The 18,748-nt window shown below is 72.2% G+C and carries 19 protein-coding genes; 9 read left to right on the top strand and 10 right to left on the bottom strand.

Annotated elements, in window-relative coordinates; all coding sequences use genetic code 11:
• Positions 1-87: 87 nt before the first annotated feature.
• Together FB462_RS03710 and FB462_RS03715 are read right to left on the bottom strand one after the other, a co-directional pair.
• A complete protein-coding gene (locus FB462_RS03710; protein ID WP_229666884.1) occupies positions 88-876 on the bottom strand; it encodes an SOS response-associated peptidase in 789 nt (262 codons plus the stop codon).
• 40 nt (positions 877-916) lie between these two features.
• The gene (locus tag FB462_RS03715) at positions 917-1,561 is read right to left on the bottom strand and encodes a hypothetical protein (protein ID WP_167509997.1); all 645 of its coding nucleotides are present in this window, start codon (positions 1,559-1,561) and stop codon (positions 917-919) included.
• Between the two features lie 225 nt (positions 1,562-1,786).
• On the opposite strand from FB462_RS03715, the gene FB462_RS03720 reads away from it, so the two are divergent.
• A complete protein-coding gene (locus FB462_RS03720) occupies positions 1,787-2,173 on the top strand; it encodes a YchJ family protein (protein WP_141860266.1) in 387 nt (128 codons plus the stop codon).
• A 32-nt stretch (positions 2,174-2,205) separates the two neighbouring features.
• Here FB462_RS03720 and FB462_RS03725 read toward each other — a convergent pair whose 3' ends face one another.
• Positions 2,206-3,072, bottom strand: coding sequence for a shikimate dehydrogenase family protein (locus FB462_RS03725; protein ID WP_167509998.1), 867 nt, complete (start codon positions 3,070-3,072; stop codon positions 2,206-2,208).
• 58 nt (positions 3,073-3,130) lie between these two features.
• Between FB462_RS03725 and FB462_RS03730 the strand changes: the two genes are divergently transcribed.
• On the top strand, positions 3,131-4,147 hold the full coding sequence (locus tag FB462_RS03730; protein ID WP_167509999.1) for an iron-siderophore ABC transporter substrate-binding protein: 1,017 nt from the start codon (positions 3,131-3,133) through the stop codon (positions 4,145-4,147).
• 401 nt (positions 4,148-4,548) lie between these two features.
• Here FB462_RS03730 and FB462_RS03735 read toward each other — a convergent pair whose 3' ends face one another.
• Positions 4,549-4,956, bottom strand: a complete 408-nt coding sequence (locus FB462_RS03735; RefSeq protein ID WP_174778929.1) for a DUF1304 domain-containing protein — start codon at positions 4,954-4,956, stop codon at positions 4,549-4,551.
• 92 nt (positions 4,957-5,048) lie between these two features.
• Between FB462_RS03735 and FB462_RS03740 the strand changes: the two genes are divergently transcribed.
• Genes FB462_RS03740 through FB462_RS03750 form a run of 3 tightly spaced genes read left to right on the top strand, consistent with a single transcriptional unit; the run spans position 5,049 to position 6,954 of the window.
• A complete protein-coding gene (locus tag FB462_RS03740; protein ID WP_114850236.1) occupies positions 5,049-5,390 on the top strand; it encodes a chorismate mutase in 342 nt (113 codons plus the stop codon).
• 29 nt (positions 5,391-5,419) lie between these two features.
• Entirely contained in the window at positions 5,420-6,508 is a 1,089-nt protein-coding gene (locus tag FB462_RS03745; RefSeq protein ID WP_167510000.1) for a lactonase family protein, read from the top strand.
• Positions 6,472-6,954 (top strand): GNAT family N-acetyltransferase, encoded by a 483-nt coding sequence (locus FB462_RS03750; RefSeq protein WP_308423700.1) that lies wholly within the window; start codon positions 6,472-6,474, stop codon positions 6,952-6,954. Before FB462_RS03745 ends, FB462_RS03750 begins: the two co-directional genes overlap by 37 nt.
• Positions 6,955-7,093: 139 nt before the next feature.
• Here FB462_RS03750 and FB462_RS03755 read toward each other — a convergent pair whose 3' ends face one another.
• The 4 genes from FB462_RS03755 to purS all read right to left on the bottom strand — a co-directional run bounded on the left by FB462_RS03755 (position 7,094) and on the right by purS (position 11,448).
• Positions 7,094-8,011: a 2-hydroxyacid dehydrogenase gene (locus FB462_RS03755; protein ID WP_141860270.1), complete on the bottom strand. Its 918-nt coding sequence runs from the start codon at positions 8,009-8,011 to the stop codon at positions 7,094-7,096.
• Positions 8,012-8,072: 61 nt separating this feature from the next.
• Positions 8,073-10,454, bottom strand: coding sequence for a phosphoribosylformylglycinamidine synthase subunit PurL (gene purL, locus FB462_RS03760; RefSeq protein WP_229666969.1), 2,382 nt, complete (start codon positions 10,452-10,454; stop codon positions 8,073-8,075).
• Between the two features lie 38 nt (positions 10,455-10,492).
• Complete coding sequence (gene purQ / locus FB462_RS03765) at positions 10,493-11,188, bottom strand: phosphoribosylformylglycinamidine synthase subunit PurQ (protein ID WP_114850232.1); 696 nt, start codon at positions 11,186-11,188, stop codon at positions 10,493-10,495.
• Between the two features lie 5 nt (positions 11,189-11,193).
• On the bottom strand, positions 11,194-11,448 hold the full coding sequence (gene purS / locus FB462_RS03770) for a phosphoribosylformylglycinamidine synthase subunit PurS (RefSeq protein WP_114850231.1): 255 nt from the start codon (positions 11,446-11,448) through the stop codon (positions 11,194-11,196).
• Positions 11,449-11,668: 220 nt separating this feature from the next.
• Here purS and FB462_RS03775 point away from each other — a divergent pair, with 220 nt between their 5' ends.
• Both FB462_RS03775 and FB462_RS03780 read left to right on the top strand, forming a co-directional pair.
• The gene (locus FB462_RS03775; RefSeq protein ID WP_114850230.1) at positions 11,669-12,274 is read left to right on the top strand and encodes a PadR family transcriptional regulator; all 606 of its coding nucleotides are present in this window, start codon (positions 11,669-11,671) and stop codon (positions 12,272-12,274) included.
• Entirely contained in the window at positions 12,271-13,923 is a 1,653-nt protein-coding gene (locus tag FB462_RS03780; protein WP_141860275.1) for a DHA2 family efflux MFS transporter permease subunit, read from the top strand. The genes FB462_RS03775 and FB462_RS03780 overlap by 4 nt, the downstream gene beginning before the upstream one ends.
• Before the next feature lie 194 nt (positions 13,924-14,117).
• Here the strand turns inward: FB462_RS03780 and FB462_RS03785 are convergent, their stop codons facing one another.
• Complete coding sequence (locus FB462_RS03785; RefSeq protein WP_141863242.1) at positions 14,118-14,936, bottom strand: cytochrome c oxidase assembly protein; 819 nt, start codon at positions 14,934-14,936, stop codon at positions 14,118-14,120.
• A 156-nt stretch (positions 14,937-15,092) separates the two neighbouring features.
• Positions 15,093-16,361, bottom strand: a complete 1,269-nt coding sequence (locus tag FB462_RS03790) for an acyltransferase family protein (protein ID WP_141860278.1) — start codon at positions 16,359-16,361, stop codon at positions 15,093-15,095.
• A gap of 162 nt (positions 16,362-16,523) precedes the next feature.
• On the opposite strand from FB462_RS03790, the gene FB462_RS03795 reads away from it, so the two are divergent.
• A complete protein-coding gene (locus FB462_RS03795) occupies positions 16,524-17,015 on the top strand; it encodes a Fur family transcriptional regulator (protein WP_141860280.1) in 492 nt (163 codons plus the stop codon).
• A gap of 26 nt (positions 17,016-17,041) precedes the next feature.
• Positions 17,042-18,568 (top strand): catalase, encoded by a 1,527-nt coding sequence (locus FB462_RS03800; RefSeq protein ID WP_058741538.1) that lies wholly within the window; start codon positions 17,042-17,044, stop codon positions 18,566-18,568.
• Positions 18,569-18,748 lie beyond the last annotated feature (180 nt).

Genomic DNA, 18,748 nt, shown 5'->3' on the forward strand with positions numbered 1-18,748 from the left:
GGGCACGGGTGTCCTTCGGGAAGAGCGGTCGTGTCGGGTACACGGCCGTTGATCACGATATTGGGGACACCGGTTCCCAGCTGCGACTCAGACGGGGGGTTCTTTGTCCCCAAAGAGGGGGACCGGTTCGTCCGCTCGGTCGGCTCGGCGCACGGGGTCGATGAGCTGCGGGCCCTGGTTCCGCACGTTGTTGACCGCCCGCGAGACCTCGTACTGCTCGAGCCCCGCCGCGACTGCGAGCGACTCGTGGTCGAGCAGTGCGAGCAGGTCGTCCGTGCCCAGGCTGCCGTCGAGCCAGTCGTCGTAGCCGTCCGGGGTCAGGAACGCCGGCATCCGGTCGTGTACCTCGCCCGGGGCCACGTGCGCGTCCCGGGTGATGATCGCCAGGGACAGCCGCCACTTGTCCGGGTCGTCCTCGGGCTTGGTCGGGTCCGGCCAGGCGCTGACCACACCGGCCATCGCCAGGGCGCCGCCGGGCTCGTGCACGAAGTGCGGCTCCTTGCCGTCCTCGCGCACCACCCACTCGTAGTACCCGAGCGCGGGGACGATGCACCGGTTCGTCGCGAACGCCCGCTTGAACATCCCGCTCGTCGCGACCGTCTCGATCCGGGCGTTGATCGGCTTCGGGCGCTGCTTCTGGAAGTCCTTCGCCCAGCTCGGCACGAAGCCCCAGCTGATCTGCGGGAGCTCGCGCTGCCCGTTCCGCTGCCGGACGGCGTACACGGGGTCCGTCGGGGCGACGTTCCAGCTCGGGGCGAGGCCGGCGTGCACCTCGCCTGTCTCCTGGTCGACGTGCTCGGTGCGCGCGGCGAGCTCACCGACGAGCTCGGGCAGCAGATCGGCCGTGGTGTCGGAGACGACGAACCTTCCACACATGCGCCCAGTGTGCCCGCCCGGACCGACACCCGGCCGGCGGTCACTCCCCGGGCAGGCCCAGCTTCGAGCCGCTCGGGTCCCGACGCCACTGCGGCCGCTGCTCCGGGGCCGCGGGCGGCGTCGCGAGGGCGTCCCGCCGTGCCCGTTCGGATCGTCCGATCCGGAGCACCATGTCGGGCAGTGTGAAGAGGTACACGAACGGCCACAGGACCGCGAACACCTGAGCGCGTCCTGTCGTGAGCACCACGGCTGCGCCGATCGCCACGGCGAGCAGCAGCGGGGCGAGCCGGGTCAGCCGGCGCACCAGGCCGCGCTGCAGCAGGGGCACGTCGTTCAGGATCGCCTCGCGGTGCTCCGGGTGCACCGGGCGCCGGACGCGGTCCAGGTAGGGGCGGACCTCCCACCGGACCGCCAACGCAGTGTTCGGCCGGACCTGCCGTCCGTTGATCCGCAGCTCCGGGCCGACCTCGCGCGCCGTGGGGCAGCAGGCGTAGACGAGCAGGAACACGCTGGCCGTCACGGCCGCGACCACGAGCCCCGGTCGCAGGCTCCCCGTCCCGGCCCAACCGTTCACCAGGTGCAGGGCGACGAGCGCGCCGAGCACCGCGGCAGCGACGGCACCGGCGATCCACAGGGCACGGCGGACCCGCGCGAGGTCGACGACCTGGCCGAGGAGCCCCCGCATCACCTGCCACCCGAGCCGCAACACTCCTCACTCTTACCCCCACGCCCTGCGTGCGCGGACGTGCTGCGCCCTCAGAACGCCCTCGCCTCACTCGTGCACCGCCTTCGATGGAGCAGAGGCCGTCGCGTCGGGGCCGGGCACCCGACGTCTTCTGCTCCATCGACCGACGGACGGGCGGACGGGCGCGGGCAGTCAGTGCGAGCGCACCGCTGCTACCGTGCCGGGGTGCTCCCCGACGACCAGCGCTGCCCCTGCCTGAGCGGCAACCCCTACGGCGAGTGCTGCGGCCCCCTGCACGCCGGCGCCGCGGCCCCGACCGCCGAGCGGCTCATGCGCTCCCGGTTCAGCGCGTTCGCCCTCGGCCTGCCGGAGTACCTGCTGCGCAGCTGGCACCCGAGCACCCGGCCGGACGAGCTGACGCTCGACCCGGCACAGCGCTGGACCCGGTTGGACATCGTCTCGACCCGGGCCGGAGGCCCGTTCGACTCCCGGGGCACGGTCGCCTTCCGCGCGTGGTGGCGCACCGACGACAGTCGCGGGACGCTCGAGGAGACGAGCGAGTTCGTCCGCGAGCAGGGCTGCTGGTTCTACGTCGACGGCGTCGGCGCCTGATCGGTGCGACGGCTGATGTCCCCGTCGCGCGCTCAGCCCGCGATCGCGTCCGGCAGCCCGACGGAGCGCCGCATCGCCCGGCGCACGGCAGCCTCGTCGGGCAGCAGCTCGTCCTGGTCCCCGGTCAGGAAGAACCGGATCTGCCCGATCGCCTGCTCGGTGAGCATGTCGAGCCCGTTCAGCACGCGCCCGCCCGCGGCCGCCCACCGGCTCGCGGCGACGGTCGGCCACGGCTCGTAGGCCACGTCGAACAGTACGGCGTCCGGCCCCGTCGGCAGCAGCTCGAGCGAGTCCGCCGCACCCCCGGGGAGCGTCGACACGAGGAACCCGTGCCGGGTGCCGGGGAGCGCGGACACCGGCAGGACCTCGAGCGTGACGCCGAGCCGCACCGCCAGGTCGACGAGGGCACCGGCCTTCGCGGTGTCCCGCAGGAACAGCCGGACGTCGACGGCCCCGAGTCGGACGGCCGCCGTGAGGGCGCTCGCTGCGGTGGCACCGCCGCCGAGGATGCTCGCCTGACCGGGCACGTGCCCGAGGGCCTCGACGGGTCGGACGATCCCCTCGACGTCGGTGTTCGCGCCCGCGAGGACGACCCGGTCGCCCTCCTGCCGGAACGCGACGGTGTTCGCGACGCCGAGTGCATCGACGAGCGGGGTCGTGCGGTCGAGCATCGGCACGACGTCCCGCTTCAACGGCATGGTCAGGCTCAGCCCGCGCCACTCCGGACCCAGCCCCGCGACGAACGCGTCGAGCCCGCCGGACGCGACCTCGTGCCTCCCGTACGTCCAGCCGACCCCGAGCACGTCGTAGGCCGCTGCGTGCAGGGTGGGCGAGAGCGAGTGCGCGATGGGGGAGCCGAGCACGGCGAGGCGGGTGCGGTGGGGGTCCGAGTACTCCACGCACGCGAGCCTATCCACGGCGCGGCGCCCGGTCAGCGCTTAGGGTAGCCTTACCTACGTGATCCGTACCTCCCCCTCCTCGCGTCGCGTCCGGCGCGTGCTCGCGGCTGCCGGCGTCGTCGTCGCCGCGTCCCTCGTCCTCGCCGGCTGCAGCGGCGGCTCCCCGTCCGGCTCGGCCTCCGGCGACGCGTCCGGTTCGTCCGGCGCCTTCCCGGTGTCCATCACCACCGCGCTCGGCACCACCGAGATCCCCTCGCAGCCGAAGCGCGTCGTCGCCCTCGGCTGGGGTGACGCCGAGACGGCGCTCGAGCTCGGTGTGCAGCCCGTCGGCGCCAGCGACTGGCTCGCCTTCGGTGGGGACGGCGTCGGGCCGTGGCTCAAGGACGCCTACACGAAGAAGCCCGAGATCATCCAGACGCTCGAGCCGAGCTACGAGCAGATCCTCAAGCTCAAGCCGGACCTGATCCTCGACACCAAGAGCTCTGGGGACAAGGACCGCTACAGCAAGCTCTCCGCGATCGCCCCGACCGTGGCGATCCCGAAGGGCGGCGCGAACTACCTCACCACCACCGAGCAGCAGGTCGACATGATCGCGAAGGCGCTCGGCAAGGAGTCCGAGGGCAAGAAGCTGCTCAGCGGCCTCGACGACGCGTACGCCGCCGCGAAGAAGGCGCACCCGGAGTTCCAGGGCAAGACCGCCGTCGTCGGCTCGTACACGTCCGAGGGCTTCGGCGCCTACGCCTCGAGCGACAGCCGCTCCGAGTTCCTCAAGAACCTCGGGTTCACGATCCCGAAGGCCATCGACGAGCAGGCCGGGGACGCCTTCTCGGTCAAGCTGTCGGAGGAGAACCTCGACCTGCTGAACGCCGACCTGACGCTGATCCTGCCGATCTACGTCGACGCGTCCAAGGCCGAGGCCGACCCGCTGTTCCAGAAGGTGCCGTCCGTGCAGGAGGGCCACTCCATCGTCGTCAGCGACGCGAACGTCTCGTCGGCGTTCTCGCTCGGGACGACCGCGGCGATCGAGTGGGCACTCGAGCGGCTGCCGGACGAGATGGCGAAGAAGGTCGGCTGAGTCCGGTTCGTCGTACCGCTCGGCTCGGTGCTCCCCCGGATTCCTGGGTGAGCAGAAGACGTCGGGTCGCCTCGTGCGACCCGACGTCTTCTGCTCCACGGAAGAGGGGTGCCGGAGGTGACCGGCTGACGGACGGGAGGCGCGGTGCCAGCCGGCACCGCGCCTCCCGTCCGTCTCGGGGTGCGCCCGGCGCGTCCGGGTGCTGGGTGCCGGGTGCCTGGCTTGCCGATCCGCGCGTGGGGTGCCGATCCGCGTGTGGGAGGCCGATCCGCTCGAAGAAGACCGTTCCTTCCTGCTCCCGATGCGCGTTCCGTCCTCCGATCGCACGCGCGATGGGACGGAACGACGCCGGCGTTCGGCGAGCCGGGGGTGCGTCGGGCGTGCGTCCGGCGTGCGTCGGGCTAGGACGCGGGGAAGGTCGAGCCGAGGAACGCGAAGATGAGGGCGATCAGCGGCAGCGAGCCCTGCACGAACGCCGAGTTGAGGTACCGGCGCCCCGTTCCCGCGAGGACCACGGCGGCGCCGAGCATGCTCACGGTCGAGAACACGACGAGCGGCCAGCCGGTGGCGCCGTTGCCGACCGCGACCAGGGCGACGCCGACGATCGCACCGATCGCGAGGAACAGGTTGTAGAAGCCCTGGTTGAACGCGAGGGCGCGGGTGGCCTGCGCCTCGGTCTCGCTCGCGATGCCGAAGACGCGGCGCACGCGGGGGCTGGTCCAGGCGACGGACTCGAGGAAGAAGATGTACACGTGGACGAGGCCCGCGAGGACCGCACACACGCTCGAGATCACGAGCAGGACCGACATGGCCTCCATTCTCGCAGCCCGGGAGTGGTGCTCCGTCCGCTGGGGCGCTCCGACCGCTGGGGACCCGTGGGCCTCGCCGGTAGGCTCGGGACATGAGCGCCGTCGAGCCCGAGTCCGTGCCTGCCGCCGTCGATCCTGCCGCTCCGGATCCCGTCGCCGAGCTGACGAGCATCCGGCAGAGCATCGACAACATCGACGCCGCCGTGATCCACATGCTGGCGGAGCGGTTCAAGTACACGCAGCGCGTCGGGTACCTCAAGGCCTCGGCCGGCATGCCCGCCGCCGACCCGAACCGTGAGCAGGTCCAGGTCGCCCGGCTCCGGCAGCTCGCGGCGGAGTCGCACCTCGACCCGGCGTTCGCGGAGAAGTTCCTGAACTTCATCGTCGCCGAGGTCATCCACCACCACGAGCGCATCGCGGGCGGCGCGAAGTGAGTGGGGCGGGGTCGCTCGACGAGCTGGCTGTGCTCGACGACCTACACGTGCTCGTGGGGTCCTACACGGCGACGGGTGGCGGGTCGGCGACCGGCATCTCGATCGTGCACGGCACCACCGCCCACACCGCGGCCGTGATGGACGATCCGTCGTTCCTCGCCCTCGACGGCGACCGGGTCTACGCCGTGTCCGAGACCGCCGACGGCAGCGTCTCGGCCTTCCGCCACGCCGACGGCGCACTCGAGCACCGCTGGGACGCGAGCGCCGGCGGCGACGCCCCCTGCCACGTCCGGGTCGACCCGTCCGGCGCGCTCGTCGTCACGAACTACGTCTCCGGGACGGTCACGGCGATCGGGCTCGCGGCAGCGGAGGCGCACGCGTCCGCAGTGCTCGACGGCAGCTCCGTCGGTTCCGGCTCCGCCGAGCCGCACGGGCTGGGCGACCGCGTCGTCGTGCCGGACTCCGCGATCGTCACCGGCGTGCTGCCCGACGTCGAGGGTCCCGTCGAGGACCGGCAGGAGGGGCCGCACGCACACCAGTCCATCGGGACGCCCGACGGCACCGTGCTGGTGGCGGACCTCGGCGGTGACGCGCTGCACGAGTTCCGCGTGACGGACGAGCCCGCGATCGACCTGGTCCGCGTGCACCACCTCGGTCCCGGGGTCGGGCCGCGGCACATGGTGTGGCTCGGCGACGACCTGATCGTCGCGGGCGAGCTCGACGGGCGCGTGTACCGACTCCGCCGGGACGACTCCGGGTCGCTCGTGCCCATCGCCTCGGCCGCGACCTTCCAGGGCCCGGTGGGGGAGTCGCTCCTGTCCCACATCGAGGTCGACGACGCCGGGCGGGTGCTCGTCGCCGTCCGTGGCCGGGACCTGATCGTCGTGCTGGACACCACCGGGGACGAGCTGGCCGTGGTCGGCAGCGCATCCTCGGGTGGGGTGTGGCCGCGGCACTTCGCGCAGGTCCCCGGGTTCCTGCTCGTCGCCAACCAGATGTCGGACGCCGTGGCGGTGCTGCCCGTGGGCGAGGACGGCGTGCCCGGCGGACCCGTGGCGCAGATCGCCGTCGGGAGCCCGGCGTGCGTCCTGCCGATCGCACCGTCGGCGAAGGGCTGACCGTGTCCGGGGGAGTGCTCGCCGACGGGCCCCTCGCCGACGGGTACGGGCTCGTCGTGGGTCCGCCCCCGCTCGACGACTACCTGCGGCTCCGGCGGGACTCGGGCCTGTCGCCGAAGGAGCCCGAGCAGGGTGCCGGGGCGATCGCGGGGTCGTGGTCGGCGTGCCACGTCGTGGACCCCGAGGGTGTGCCGATCGCGATGGGCCGCACCATCGGGGACGGCGGGTGGTACTTCCACATCGCGGACATCGCCACCGATCCCGCGCACCAGCGCCGCGGACTCGGACGTGCAGTCGTCGAGTGGCTCGTCGCGGACGTCCGCGCGCGAGCGCCCCGAGGGGCCTACATCACGCTCGTCGGGGATCCGCCCGGGCAGCGGCTGTACCGGTCGCTCGGGTTCCAGGACGTGGCGCCCAGCCTGGGCATGGCGCTGCCGATCGACTGAGCGGCGGCGCGGCGCGGCCCGAGACTCGGCTCGGCGGACGCTTTCGCGGCCGCCGACCCGCGAAACCGTCCGCGGGGGCGAGTCTCGCGACGGCGCGACGGCGCGACGGCGCGGCGGCGCGGCGCGCCGGCCTCGCCGGTCAGCGGGGGATGACGTTCCGGAAGGGGCTGCCCTCGGCCAGCGCGGTGACCTGCTGCCGCATCAGCTCGAGGGTGCGCGGCACGCTGAGGTCCGTGTTGCCGCCGACGTGCGGCGTGAGCACGGTGTTCGGGGTCGTCCACAGCGCGTGTCCGGCCGGCAGTGGTTCGGGGTCGGTGACGTCGAGCGCCGCGCTCAGACGGCCCGAGGTGAGTTCCGCCACCAGGGCGTCGGTGTCGACGACCTTGCCGCGGGCGACGTTCACCACGAGGGCACCGTCCGGCAGTGCGGCGAGCAGGTCCGCGTCGACGAGCCGTTCGGTCTCGTCGGTCAGCGGGGTGATGAGCACGAGGACGTCCGTGTCGGCGGCGAGGGACGGCAGGTCGCCGAAGGCGTGCACCTGCCGACCGTCCTGCTCCCGAGCCGTCCGTGCGACGACGGTCACCGGGCACCGCATCGCCTCGAACCGGGTCGCGATCGCGGCGCCGATCGCCCCGTAGCCGACCACGGTGACGCGACGGTCCGCGAGGGAGCGGGTCTGCCGTGCATCCCACACCCCGGCGGCACGGTCGGCCTGGAACGCCGCGATCTCCCGCAGTGAGGTCAGCGCGAGCCCGACGGCGAGCTCGGCGGTCTCGTCGTCGTGGATGCCGCGGCCGTTCGCGAGCTCGGCGTGCTCCGGGACGTGCGGCACCGCGTGTTCGTAGCCGGCGCTCGGGAGCTGCAGCAGCCGCAGGTTCGGCAGCTCGTGCACGTACTGCCAGCGGTGCCGTCCGCCGAAGTAGAACGGCAGCAGCGCGAGGGCGACCTCGTCGGGTCGGCTGTACGGGCCCTCGACGTCCCACACGTCGAGCTCGACGCCGTCCGGCACGGGGCCGAAGCGGTCGACGAGCTCGGCGAACGGCAGGGTGACGATCACCGCGCGACCCGGGTGACCGGGCCGGAGGCGACCACCGCCACTGCCGTCCGCCGGATCGACATCAGCTGTCGGCGCGCGGCGAGAACGCGCCGTCGGTGGCGAGCGGGCCGCGGCCGACGTAGCCCTCGGTCACGTCCTCGGTGATGACGTCGCCGAAGCGGGCCGGCAGCGTCGCGGCGTGCGTGCCGCGGAGCTCGTCGAGGGTCGACTCGAACGCGCCCTGGACCTCGAGCGTGCCCGACGTGGCGTCGGTCACGCCGATGCGCAGCACCGGGAAGCCCCGGCCGTCGCACAGGCCCTGGAAGCGCACGTCGTCCTCGCGCCGGACGGTCACGATGACGCGGCCGGTCGACTCCGAGAACAGCGCGGTCGCGGTGTCGACGCCGTCGCGGGCCTCGAGCTCGTCGAGCACCACCCGGGCGCCGAGGCCGAACCGCAGCACCGACTCGGCGAGGGCCTGGCCGAGGCCGCCGTCCGCCAGGTCGTGGGCGCTGGTCAGCAGCTGCTCGCCGGAGGCCGCGTACAGCAGCTCCGCCAGGGCCTTCTCGCGCTCGAGGTCCACCGCCGGCGGGCGTCCGCCGAGGTGCCCGTGCACCGTGCCGGCCCACGCCGACCCGTCGAGCTCCAGGCTCGTCGTGCCGAGCAGGTAGATGTTGTGGCCGTCGTCCTGCCAACCCGAGGGCACCCGCAGCGCGACGTCGTCGATGATGCCGAGCACGCCGACGACGGGGGTCGGGTGGATCGGGGTGGTGCCGGTCTGGTTGTAGAACGACACGTTGCCGCCGGTGACCGGGATGCCGAGCTCCATGCAGCCGTCGGCCAGGCCCTCGACCGCCTCGGAGAACTGCCACATGACCTCGGGGTTCTCGGGGGAGCCGAAGTTCAGGCAGTCGGTGACCGCGGCCGGGACGGCACCGGTGACGGCGACGTTCCGGTACGCCTCGGCCAGGGCCAGCCGTGCGCCCTGCTTCGGGTCGAGCTGGCAGTACCGGCCGTTGGCGTCGGTCGCGATGGCGACGCCGAGTCCGGTCTCCTCGTCGACGCGGATCATGCCGCCGTCGTCGGGGAAGGACAGCGCGGTGTTGCCGAGCACGTAGGTGTCGTACTGGTTGGTGACCCAGTTCTTCGACGCCAGGTTCGGCGAACCGAGCAGCTGCAGGAACTGCGCCTTGAGCGCCGGGCCGTCGGTCGGACGGTCGAGCGAGGCCGCGGTGTCGGCCTGCAGGGCGTCGATCCACGTCGGGTAGGCGACCGGGCGGTCGTACACGGGCCCGTCGACGGCCACGGTGCGCGGGTCGACGTTGACGATCTCCTGGCCCTGCCAGTCGATGACGAGACGGCCGGTGCCGGTGACCTCGCCCAGGACGCTGGTCTCGACCTCCCACTTGCCGACGACCGCGAGGAACTCGTCGAGCTTCTCGGGACGGACGACGGCCATCATGCGCTCCTGGCTCTCCGACATGAGGATCTCCTCTGCCGTGAGCGTGGGGTCGCGGAGCAGCACGTCGTCGAGCGAGATGTGCATGCCACCGTCGCCGTTGCTCGCGAGCTCCGACGTGGCGCACGAGATCCCGGCGGCGCCGAGGTCCTGGATGCCCTCGACCAGTTCCTTCTGGAACAGCTCGAGGCAGCACTCGATGAGCACCTTCTCGGCGAAGGGGTCGCCGACCTGGACCGCCGGACGCTTGGTCGGGCCGCCCTCGGTGAAGGTGTCGGACGCCAGGATCGACGCGCCGCCGATGCCGTCGCCACCCGTGCGGGCACCGAAGAGCACGACCTTGTTGCCGGCGCCGGAGGCGTTCGCCAGGTGCAGGTCCTCGTGCCGCAGGACACCGACCGCGAGGGCGTTCACCAGCGGGTTGCCCTGGTACACCGGGTCGAAGTAGGTCTCGCCGCCGATGTTCGGCAGACCGAGGCAGTTGCCGTAGAACGAGATGCCGCCGACGACACCGTGCACGACGCGGGCGGTGTCCTCGTGGTCGATCGCGCCGAAGCGGAGCTGGTCCATCACGGCGACCGGACGCGCGCCCATCGAGATGATGTCGCGGACGATGCCACCGACACCGGTCGCGGCGCCCTGGTACGGCTCGACGTAGGACGGGTGGTTGTGCGACTCGACCTTGAAGGTCACCGCCCAGCCGTTGCCCACGTCGACGACACCGGCGTTCTCGCCCATGCCGACCATGAGGTTCTTGGTCATCTCCGGCGTGACCTTCTTGCCGAACTGCCGCAGGTAGTTCTTGCTCGACTTGTACGAGCAGTGCTCCGACCACATCACGGAGTACATCGCGAGCTCGCCCGAGGTGGGGCGGCGCCCCAGGATCTCGCGGATCTTCGCGTACTCGTCGGCCTTGAGCCCGAGGGCCTCGTACGGCTGCTCCTTGTCGGGCGTCGCGGCGGCGTCCTGGACGGTGTCGGGCTTCGGGCGAACGTGGGTCGTCACGGTGTTGTCGTTCCCTGTCACTGGAGTCGTGGCCGCGGTCACTTGACCAGCGTCGACTCGATCACGGAGGTGAAGAAGGTGAGGCCGTCCGTGCCGGAGGCCATCGCCGCGGGGGTGTCCGGGCCGAACCCGGGCTCCGTCGCGTGCTCGGGGTGGGGCATCAGCCCGACGACGTTGCCGCGCTCGTTCGAGACGCCCGCGATGTCGTCGATCGACCCGTTCGGGTTCACGCCGACGTAGCGGAACACGACCTGGCCGTTGTCCTCGATCCGCTTGATCTCGTCGGCGTCCGCGACGAAGCGGCCGTCGGCGTTCTTCAGCGGGATGGTGATCTCCTGCTGGGCGTCGAAGCCCGAGGTCCACGCGGTGCCGGCGTTCTCGACGCGGAGCTTCTGGTCGCGCCGGATGAACTGCTGGTGGGCGTTGCGGGTGTGCGCGCCCGGCACCAGTCGTGCCTCGGCCAGCATCTGGAAGCCGTTGCAGATGCCGAGCACGGGCATGCCCTTGCCGGCGGCGTCGATGACCTCGGCCATGATCGGGGCCTTCGCCGCGATCGCACCGGCACGCAGGTAGTCGCCGTACGAGAACCCGCCGGGGAGGATGATCGCCTCGGCCCCCTGCAGGTCGTGGTCGCCGTGCCAGAGCGCGACGGGTTCGCCGCCGGCCAGCCGGACCGCGCGCTGGGCGTCGCGGTCGTCGAGCGAGCCGGGGAAGGTGATGACGCCGATCCGCATGCGGCTCACGCCTGCTCGGCGACGGTGACCGAGACGACGTCCTCGATCACGGCGTTCGAGAAGACGTCGGCCGCGATCTCGCGGACCTCGGCCAGCTTCGCGTCGTCGACGGGGCCGTCGACGGCGATCTCGAAGCGCTTGCCGATGCGGACGTCGGTCAGGTCGGCCTTGCCGAGACGGGCGAGCGCGTTGCCCACCGCCTTGCCCTGGGGATCGAGGATCTCAGCCTTGGGCATGACCTCGACGACGATGGTTGGCACGTGTTCACTCCAGCGCTTGGGTGGGTTGGGTGGGACGCGACCAGTCTACGGTCCGCGCGCGACGCGCCGGGACCGCACCGTGCCTCCTGTGCGGAACTGCACGCGCGGTGCGCGCCTGTGGAGGACGCGCCCGTCTGGTTGCCGATGGCTGCTCCAAGGCGTACATTCCAAGTCGAATGATCGGGACGGAACAATCCGTCATGTCGGACTGGAGGCACGGATGGCGTCGCTCACGCCGCTCGCGTTCGCCGCGCTCGGGCTCCTCGCAGAGGGCCCCACGCACCCGTACGAGATGTTCCAGACGATGACCCACCGGCGCGACGGGCGGAACGTCAAGGTCCGGCCGGGCACCCTCTACCACCAGGTCGGCCGCCTCGTGGAGCTCGGCCTCGCCGAGGTCGTCGGCACCGACCGCGAGGGCAACCGACCGGAACGCACCACCTACGCGATCACCGAGAGCGGGTGGACGGTGCTGCACGACGGCCTGGTCGGCATGCTCGCCGACCCCGCCGACGAGTACCCGGTGTTCCACCTGGCGCTCGCTGAGGTCGAGAACCTGCCCCTCGCCGAGGCCGTCGACGCGCTCGGCCGGCGGGTGCACGCGCTCGAGCGGCAGCGGGACGAGGCCGACGAGATCCTCGACGTCGTCCGCGGCAAGGACCTGCCCGAGCGGTACTGGCTGGACGTGTCGTACGTCCGTGCCATGCTGACCGCCCAGATCGAGTGGCTCCGTGCCACGACGGAACGCCTCCGGAACGGCGCCGTCCCCTGGACCGACCCGGTCCTCCCCGACACCACCACCAGCAGCAAGGAACACACTCGATGACCTCCGCCACCACCACTGGCGCCCCGACCACGCACGAGAAGAAGCCCTGGCCCGCGCTCTGGGCCCTCGTCGTCGGGTTCTTCATGATCCTCGTCGACTCGACCATCGTGTCGGTCGCGACCCCCACCATCGCCTCGGCGCTCGACGCGGACATCAACGCCGTGATCTGGGTGACCAGCGCCTACCTGCTCGCGTACGCGGTGCCGCTGCTCATCACGGGCCGGCTCGGCGACCGCTTCGGCCCGAAGGTGCTGTACCAGGTCGGGCTCGTCGTCTTCACGCTCGCCAGCCTGTGGTGCGGCCTGGCCGGCTCGATCGAGGTGCTCATCGTCGCCCGCGTCGTGCAGGGCCTCGGCGCCGCCATGATGACCCCGCAGACGATGGCCGTCATCACCCGCATCTTCCCGCCCCAGAACCGCGGCGCTGCGATGGGCCTGTGGGGTGCCGTCGCCGGTGTCGCCTCGCTCGTCGGCCCGATCGTCGGCGGCCTGCTCGTCGACGGCTTCGGCTGGGAGTGGATCTTCTTCGTGAACGTCCCCGTCGGCGTCGTCGCGTTCGTGCTCGCGCAGCGGTTCGTCCCGACTTTCGAGCGCCGCCGGCACCGCTTCGACTACCTCGGCATCGTGCTGTCCGCCGTCGGCATGTTCCTGCTCGTCTTCGGCATCCAGGAGGGCGAGACCTACGACTGGGGCACCATCACCGGGCCGATCTCCGTCTGGTCGCTCATCATCACCGGGATCGTCGTCCTCGCTGCGTTCGTCGTGTGGCAGGGCACGCAGAAGGGCGAGCCGCTGCTGCCCCTCGGGCTGTTCAAGGACCGCAACTTCACGCTCGCGAACATCGCGATCACCGCGGTGGGCGTCGCGATCTCGTCGTTCGCGCTCCCGATCATGCTGTGGGCGCAGGACGTGCTCCGCTTCACCCCGACCCAGGCCGCGCTGCTCCTCGTGCCGCAGGCCGTCATCTCCGCCGGGCTCGCGCCGCTCGTCGGCAAGAACCTGAACAAGTGGAACCCGCGGTGGGTCGGGGCGTTCGGTCTCGCCTGCTTCTCCGGCGCCCTCTTCTGGTTCGGGTCGCTCCTGTGGTCCGGTGCCGACTGGGGCTGGACGCTGCTGCCGAGTGCGCTGCTCGGGCTCGCGAACGCGTGCATGTGGGGGCCGCTCTCGGTCTCCGCGACGCGGAACCTGCCGCCGGCGCTCGCGGGTGCCGGTTCGGGCGTCTACAACACCACCCGGCAGATCGGTGCGGTACTCGGCTCTGCGGGGATCGCGGCGCTGATCGAGGCCCGGATCACGGCGAACTTCCCGTCCGGAGCGGGCTCGTCGTCGGGCGGCGGCGCCGAGCAGCAGGTCGGTGCGCTGCCGGCGTTCCTGCAGCAGCCCTTCGCCACGGCGATGGGGCAGTCGCTCGTGCTGCCGGCCCTGGTGCTCGTCGTGGCGATCGTCGCGGCCCTGTTCCTGGCGAAGCCGAAGCAGACCGTGCAGTGGCAGCAGACCGGGGCGGTGCCGACGCAGCCCGAGGCCGAGCGGGTCGGTGCGGGTGCCGGTGCCGGTGCGGGTTCGGGGGCGCATGCTGCGGCTCCGGCGCCGGCCACCGCGGAAGAGGAGCTGGCGGCCTCCGACCACCACGGTCGTCACGCCGACGCCTGACCCGCGTTGCGTCGATCCCGGCCCCGTACCGTCCCCGACCGGGGGTGGTGCGGGGCCGGTCCCGTGGGGGAGCGGGGCGCGGGGTGTCGGGCGTGCGAGCGGGCGGGCGGCAGCGTCATCGCCGCTGTCGTACGACGTCTGCGATGACGCACGAGCCGACGGCGGGCGCCCCGCACAGCACCACCGCACCGGGCTCAGCCGCGGCGCTGCAGGTGCTCGCGGGTGAGCGCCTCCATCTCCTCGTCGGAGAGCGCGTCGACGGACCGAGCCTCGCGGCGGTCGGTCCGCTGCCACCGGATGAACAGCATGATGAGGACGGGGACGTCGGCCACCTCGGCGATGAACCACAGCAGGTCGCCAGCGAGGTGCTGGTCCTCGAGGGGGCTCGGGAACCACGGCTGCCCGACGACGTGCACGAGGGAGCCGTCGAGCACGTGGTTCGTCACGCGCATCACGATGCCGGGGACCGCGTCGAGCAGGAGCTCCACGAAGGCGAGCAGGAACTCGACCGTGACGAACGTCGAGCTCCGCAGCACGCCCGGCTCGGACAGCGGCGCGAGCAACCCGAAGCCGAGCACGGGCACGAGGACGGTGATCGCGACCGCCCACGCCGAGGACTCCCGGATGGTCGCCGCGAGCGGGGTCAGCAGCACCGCGAACAGCACGAGTCCGACGACCGGGGCGACGATCGCGTTGCCGAGGACCCGGATCGGGCGGGACCCCATCGCGCGATCGGCGAGCTGTGCCAGGCGTCCAGGGCCGCCGAGCCGCAGCAGCGAGACCGGTGCGGCGAGGGCGGCGAACGTCGGGACGGCGAAGAAGAGCAGGGCGAGCCGGAGGGTGAAGGCCCAGCGGAGCAGTTGGTCGTACCGCCCGACGACGCCGAACTGCAGGAGCCCGAACAGCACGAGCGCGAGCAGGAACGACAGCGTCCGCCATCCGGACCAGCGCGCGCCTCGACGGCGTGCTCCGACGAGCCACCACCCGTAGGCGACGGCGGCGACGGCGAGCATCACGGCGGCGAGGGGGTCGAACTGCCACGTGCTCCAGAACTCGGCGGGCTGCGGCGTGGGGAACCTCCGGGGGAGAACAGGGCGTGGTCGGTGTCCCGCCATCCTCTGCCGTCGACGTCGCGGTGGGCCCTCGGACGAGTCCCGGTGCGGTGAGGATCAGTTCAGCCGCACCGTCCGCCCGAGCAGCACGACCCCGAGCGGCACGAGGACCGCGCCGACGACGGCGGTCCCGAGCGACAGGTGCAGCTGCATCACCGCGAAGGCCGGTCCGATCGTGCAGAGGGCCGCGACGGCGAGGACCGGCCACCCCGGACGGTCCGTGCCCGGCACGAGGCGAGGGAGCGGTCGGTCGAACCACCCCAGGAGACGGGCGACCCCGATCGCGACGGCGAGCACCACGACGAGTGCCGCCGGCCGGGTCGCCCACCAGGCCGCGGAGCCGGGTTCCGGGAACGGCGCACCGAGGAGCAGGGCGATGCCGTTCAGCGCGATGAACAGCGGCAGGTGCCAGAGGTAGACCACCATGCCGTCCCGGCCGACCACGAACACGGCGGTCTGGGCACTCCGGGTCCGCATGAGACGCGAGAGCGGACCGTGCGCGAGCTGCACGAGGCACGCCTGCGCCACCGCGAGGAACGCCAGCGGGAGCATCGGCGGGTCGAGGTCCTGCAGCATGTCCGGCGCCCAGAGCCCGACGGAGGTGAGGGGGACGAGCGCCGCGTACCCGGCGACCGCCCCGCCGACGAGCACGAGCCGGGAGCGCCGGGCGAACCAGCCGTCTGCCCACAGGAAGCCGAGCTGCTGCGCGAAGAGCCACACCGGACCGAGGTTGAGCAGCCCGACCTCCGCGACGCCGGTGGCGAACCGGACCGCGTCGACCGCCGCGGCGAGCACGAGCAGTGCACCGAGGGTCCGCCACGGAGCCCGGGCGTGCAGCCGCGCCATGAGCGGGACGCAGCACTGGGTGATGCCGTACGCGGCGAGGAACCAGAGCGGGGAGCCGATGCCGAACGCGACCTCGCCGAGCAGCTCCGGCGGCGTGCCGACGGCGGTCGCGGTGCCCAGTGCGACCGCGAGCACGAGGAACAACGGGACCGCCGGGCGGAACAGCCGCACGAGCCGGGTCGCGACGAAGTCCCGCGCCCCACCGCCCCGCGCGACCGTGCTCCGCCACCCCACCGCGCTCGCGAACCCGCCGACGACGAAGAACAGCGGCATCACCTGTCCGACCCAGGTGGCGGCGACGTACCACGGCGCCTCCTGCAGCGGGCTCGTCACCGCGATGCCGTCGGGTCCCACCGCGACGCCGACCATCGTGATGTGGACCACCACGACGAGGACCACGCACGCGGTCCGGACGAGGTCGACGACCAGGTCCCGCTGCGCGATCGCCTGCCGGACGAGTGTTCCCGCTGCTGCCCCCATGGAGGGACCGTACCGGCGCTCCCGCCCGGTCCAGCCGCGTCCCAGCTGATCGCGACCCGATCGTGACGACACGCGCGGACCCGGCCGGTGCTCGCGGCTCGGGGCGGTGGACCGCTACTGTTGTCTTGACCGATGCAAGACAGTGACCGACGAGGGGGCGGGATGGACACCGACGCGGAACTCCTGCGCACCGCCGGCCTGCGGGTGACGACCCCGCGCCTGGCCGTCCTGCGCTCGCTCGGCACGATGCCGCACGCCACCGCCGACGACGTCCTCACGGCGCTCGCCGCCGAGCTCCCGACGACGAGCCACCAGGCGGTGTACGGCGTGCTGGGGGCCCTCACCGGCGCCGGACTCGTGCGGCGGATCGAGCCGGCCGGCAGTCCGGCGCGGTACGAGCGGCGGACGGGCGACAACCACCACCACGTCGTCTGCACGATGTGCGGTGCGGTGCAGGACGTCGACTGCGCGGTCGGTCACGCACCCTGCCTGACCCCGTCCGAGACGCACGGCTTCGCCGTCACGACGGCCGAGGTCACCTACTGGGGCATCTGCGAGCTCTGCGCCGCAGCCGAGCAGGCCGCAGCCGAGCAGGCCGCAGCCGCCGACGGCACCGCCACCCCCGTGGCCCACGAGCAACCCGAGCATCCCTGACCGAACCAACGTTCCGAGGAGGAACCGTGTCCGACCAGAACACGACCGGCCAGCCGGCCGGCACCCCCACGACCACCACCAACAGCGGGGCCCCGGTCTCGAGCGACCAGCACTCGATGGGGGTCGGCGCCGACGGCCCCATCGCCCTGCACGACCACTACCTGGTCGAGAAGCTCGCCCAGTTCAACCGCGAGCGCATCCCGGAGCGGGTCGTCCACGCCAAGGGCGGCGGCGCCTTCGGTACCTTCACCGTCACGCACGACGTCAGCCGCTACACCCGCGCCGCGTTCCTGCAGCCGGGCCAGACCACCGAGATGCTCGCCCGCTTCTCGTCCGTCGCCGGCGAGCAGGGCTCCCCGGACACCTGGCGCGACCCCCGCGGCTTCGCGCTGAAGTTCTACACGACCGAGGGCAACTACGACCTCGTCGGCAACAACACCCCCGTGTTCTTCCTGCGCGACGGCATCAAGTTCCCGGACTTCATCCGCTCGCAGAAGCGCCTGCCGGGCTCGCACCTCCGCGACCACGACATGCAGTGGGACTTCTGGACGCTCTCCCCGGAGTCGGCGCACCAGGTCACGTGGCTGATGGGCGACCGCGGTCTGCCGGCGAGCTGGCGCAACATGGACGGCTTCGGCTCGCACACCTACCAGTGGATCAACGCCGAGGGCGAGCGCTTCTGGGTGAAGTACCACTTCGAGACGCAGCAGGGCCACAAGACCCTGACGCAGGAGGACGCCGACCGCATCGCCGGCGAGGACGCGGACTTCCACATCCGCGACCTGCACGAGGCCATCGAGCGCCGTGACTTCCCGAAGTGGACGCTCAAGGTGCAGGTCATGCCGTACGCGGACGCCGAGAGCTACCGCTTCAACCCGTTCGACCTGACGAAGGTGTGGCCGCACGCGGACTACCCGCTCATCGAGGTCGGCACGATGGAACTCAACCGCAACCCGGAGAACTACTTCGCGCAGATCGAGCAGGCGACCTTCGCGCCGTCGAACTTCGTCCCGGGCATCGCGGCGAGCCCGGACAAGATGCTCCTCGCGCGCATCTTCAGCTACGCGGACGCGCACCGCTACCGCGTCGGCACGAACCACGCCCAGCTGCCGGTGAACGCCCCGAAGAACGAGGTGCACTCGTACTCGAAGGACGGCGCCATGCGCTTCGACTTCCAGAAGTCCGAGGTGCCGGTCTACGCGCCGAACTCGCTCGGCGGGGCACACGCCGACCCGTCCGCGACGGACGACGCTCCCGGCTGGGAGTCCGACGGTGCGCTGCAGCGCTCCGCCGCGACCCTCCACCCAGAGGACGACGACTTCGGCCAGGCGGGCACGCTCTACCGCGAGGTCCTCGACGACGCCGCCCGTGAGCGCCTGGTCGGCAACATCGCCGGCCACGTCTCGAAGGTGACGCGCGACGACCTGCGCGAGCGGGTGTTCGCCTACTGGACGAGCGTCGACGCCGACCTCGGGGCGCGCGTGCGCGCCGCCGTCGCGCCGAGCGCGCCGGGATCGAACGAGGACCCGGCGAAGGTCGCGGTCGAGGCGTAACGACAGGACGGACTGGAGGCGCGGTGCCAGCTGGCACCGCGCCTCCAGTCCGTCGGTGTGTCCGGTCTAGACCTGCTGCCCGTTCAGCAGGATCTCTCCGGCTCTGGACGCAGCCCAGTCCGCGTCCTAGACCTGCTGCCCGTTCAGCAGGATCTCTCCGGCTCTGGACGCAGCCCAGTC

The sequence above is a fragment of the Curtobacterium citreum genome, assembly GCF_006715175.1.
Lineage (GTDB): Bacteria > Actinomycetota > Actinomycetes > Actinomycetales > Microbacteriaceae > Curtobacterium > Curtobacterium citreum.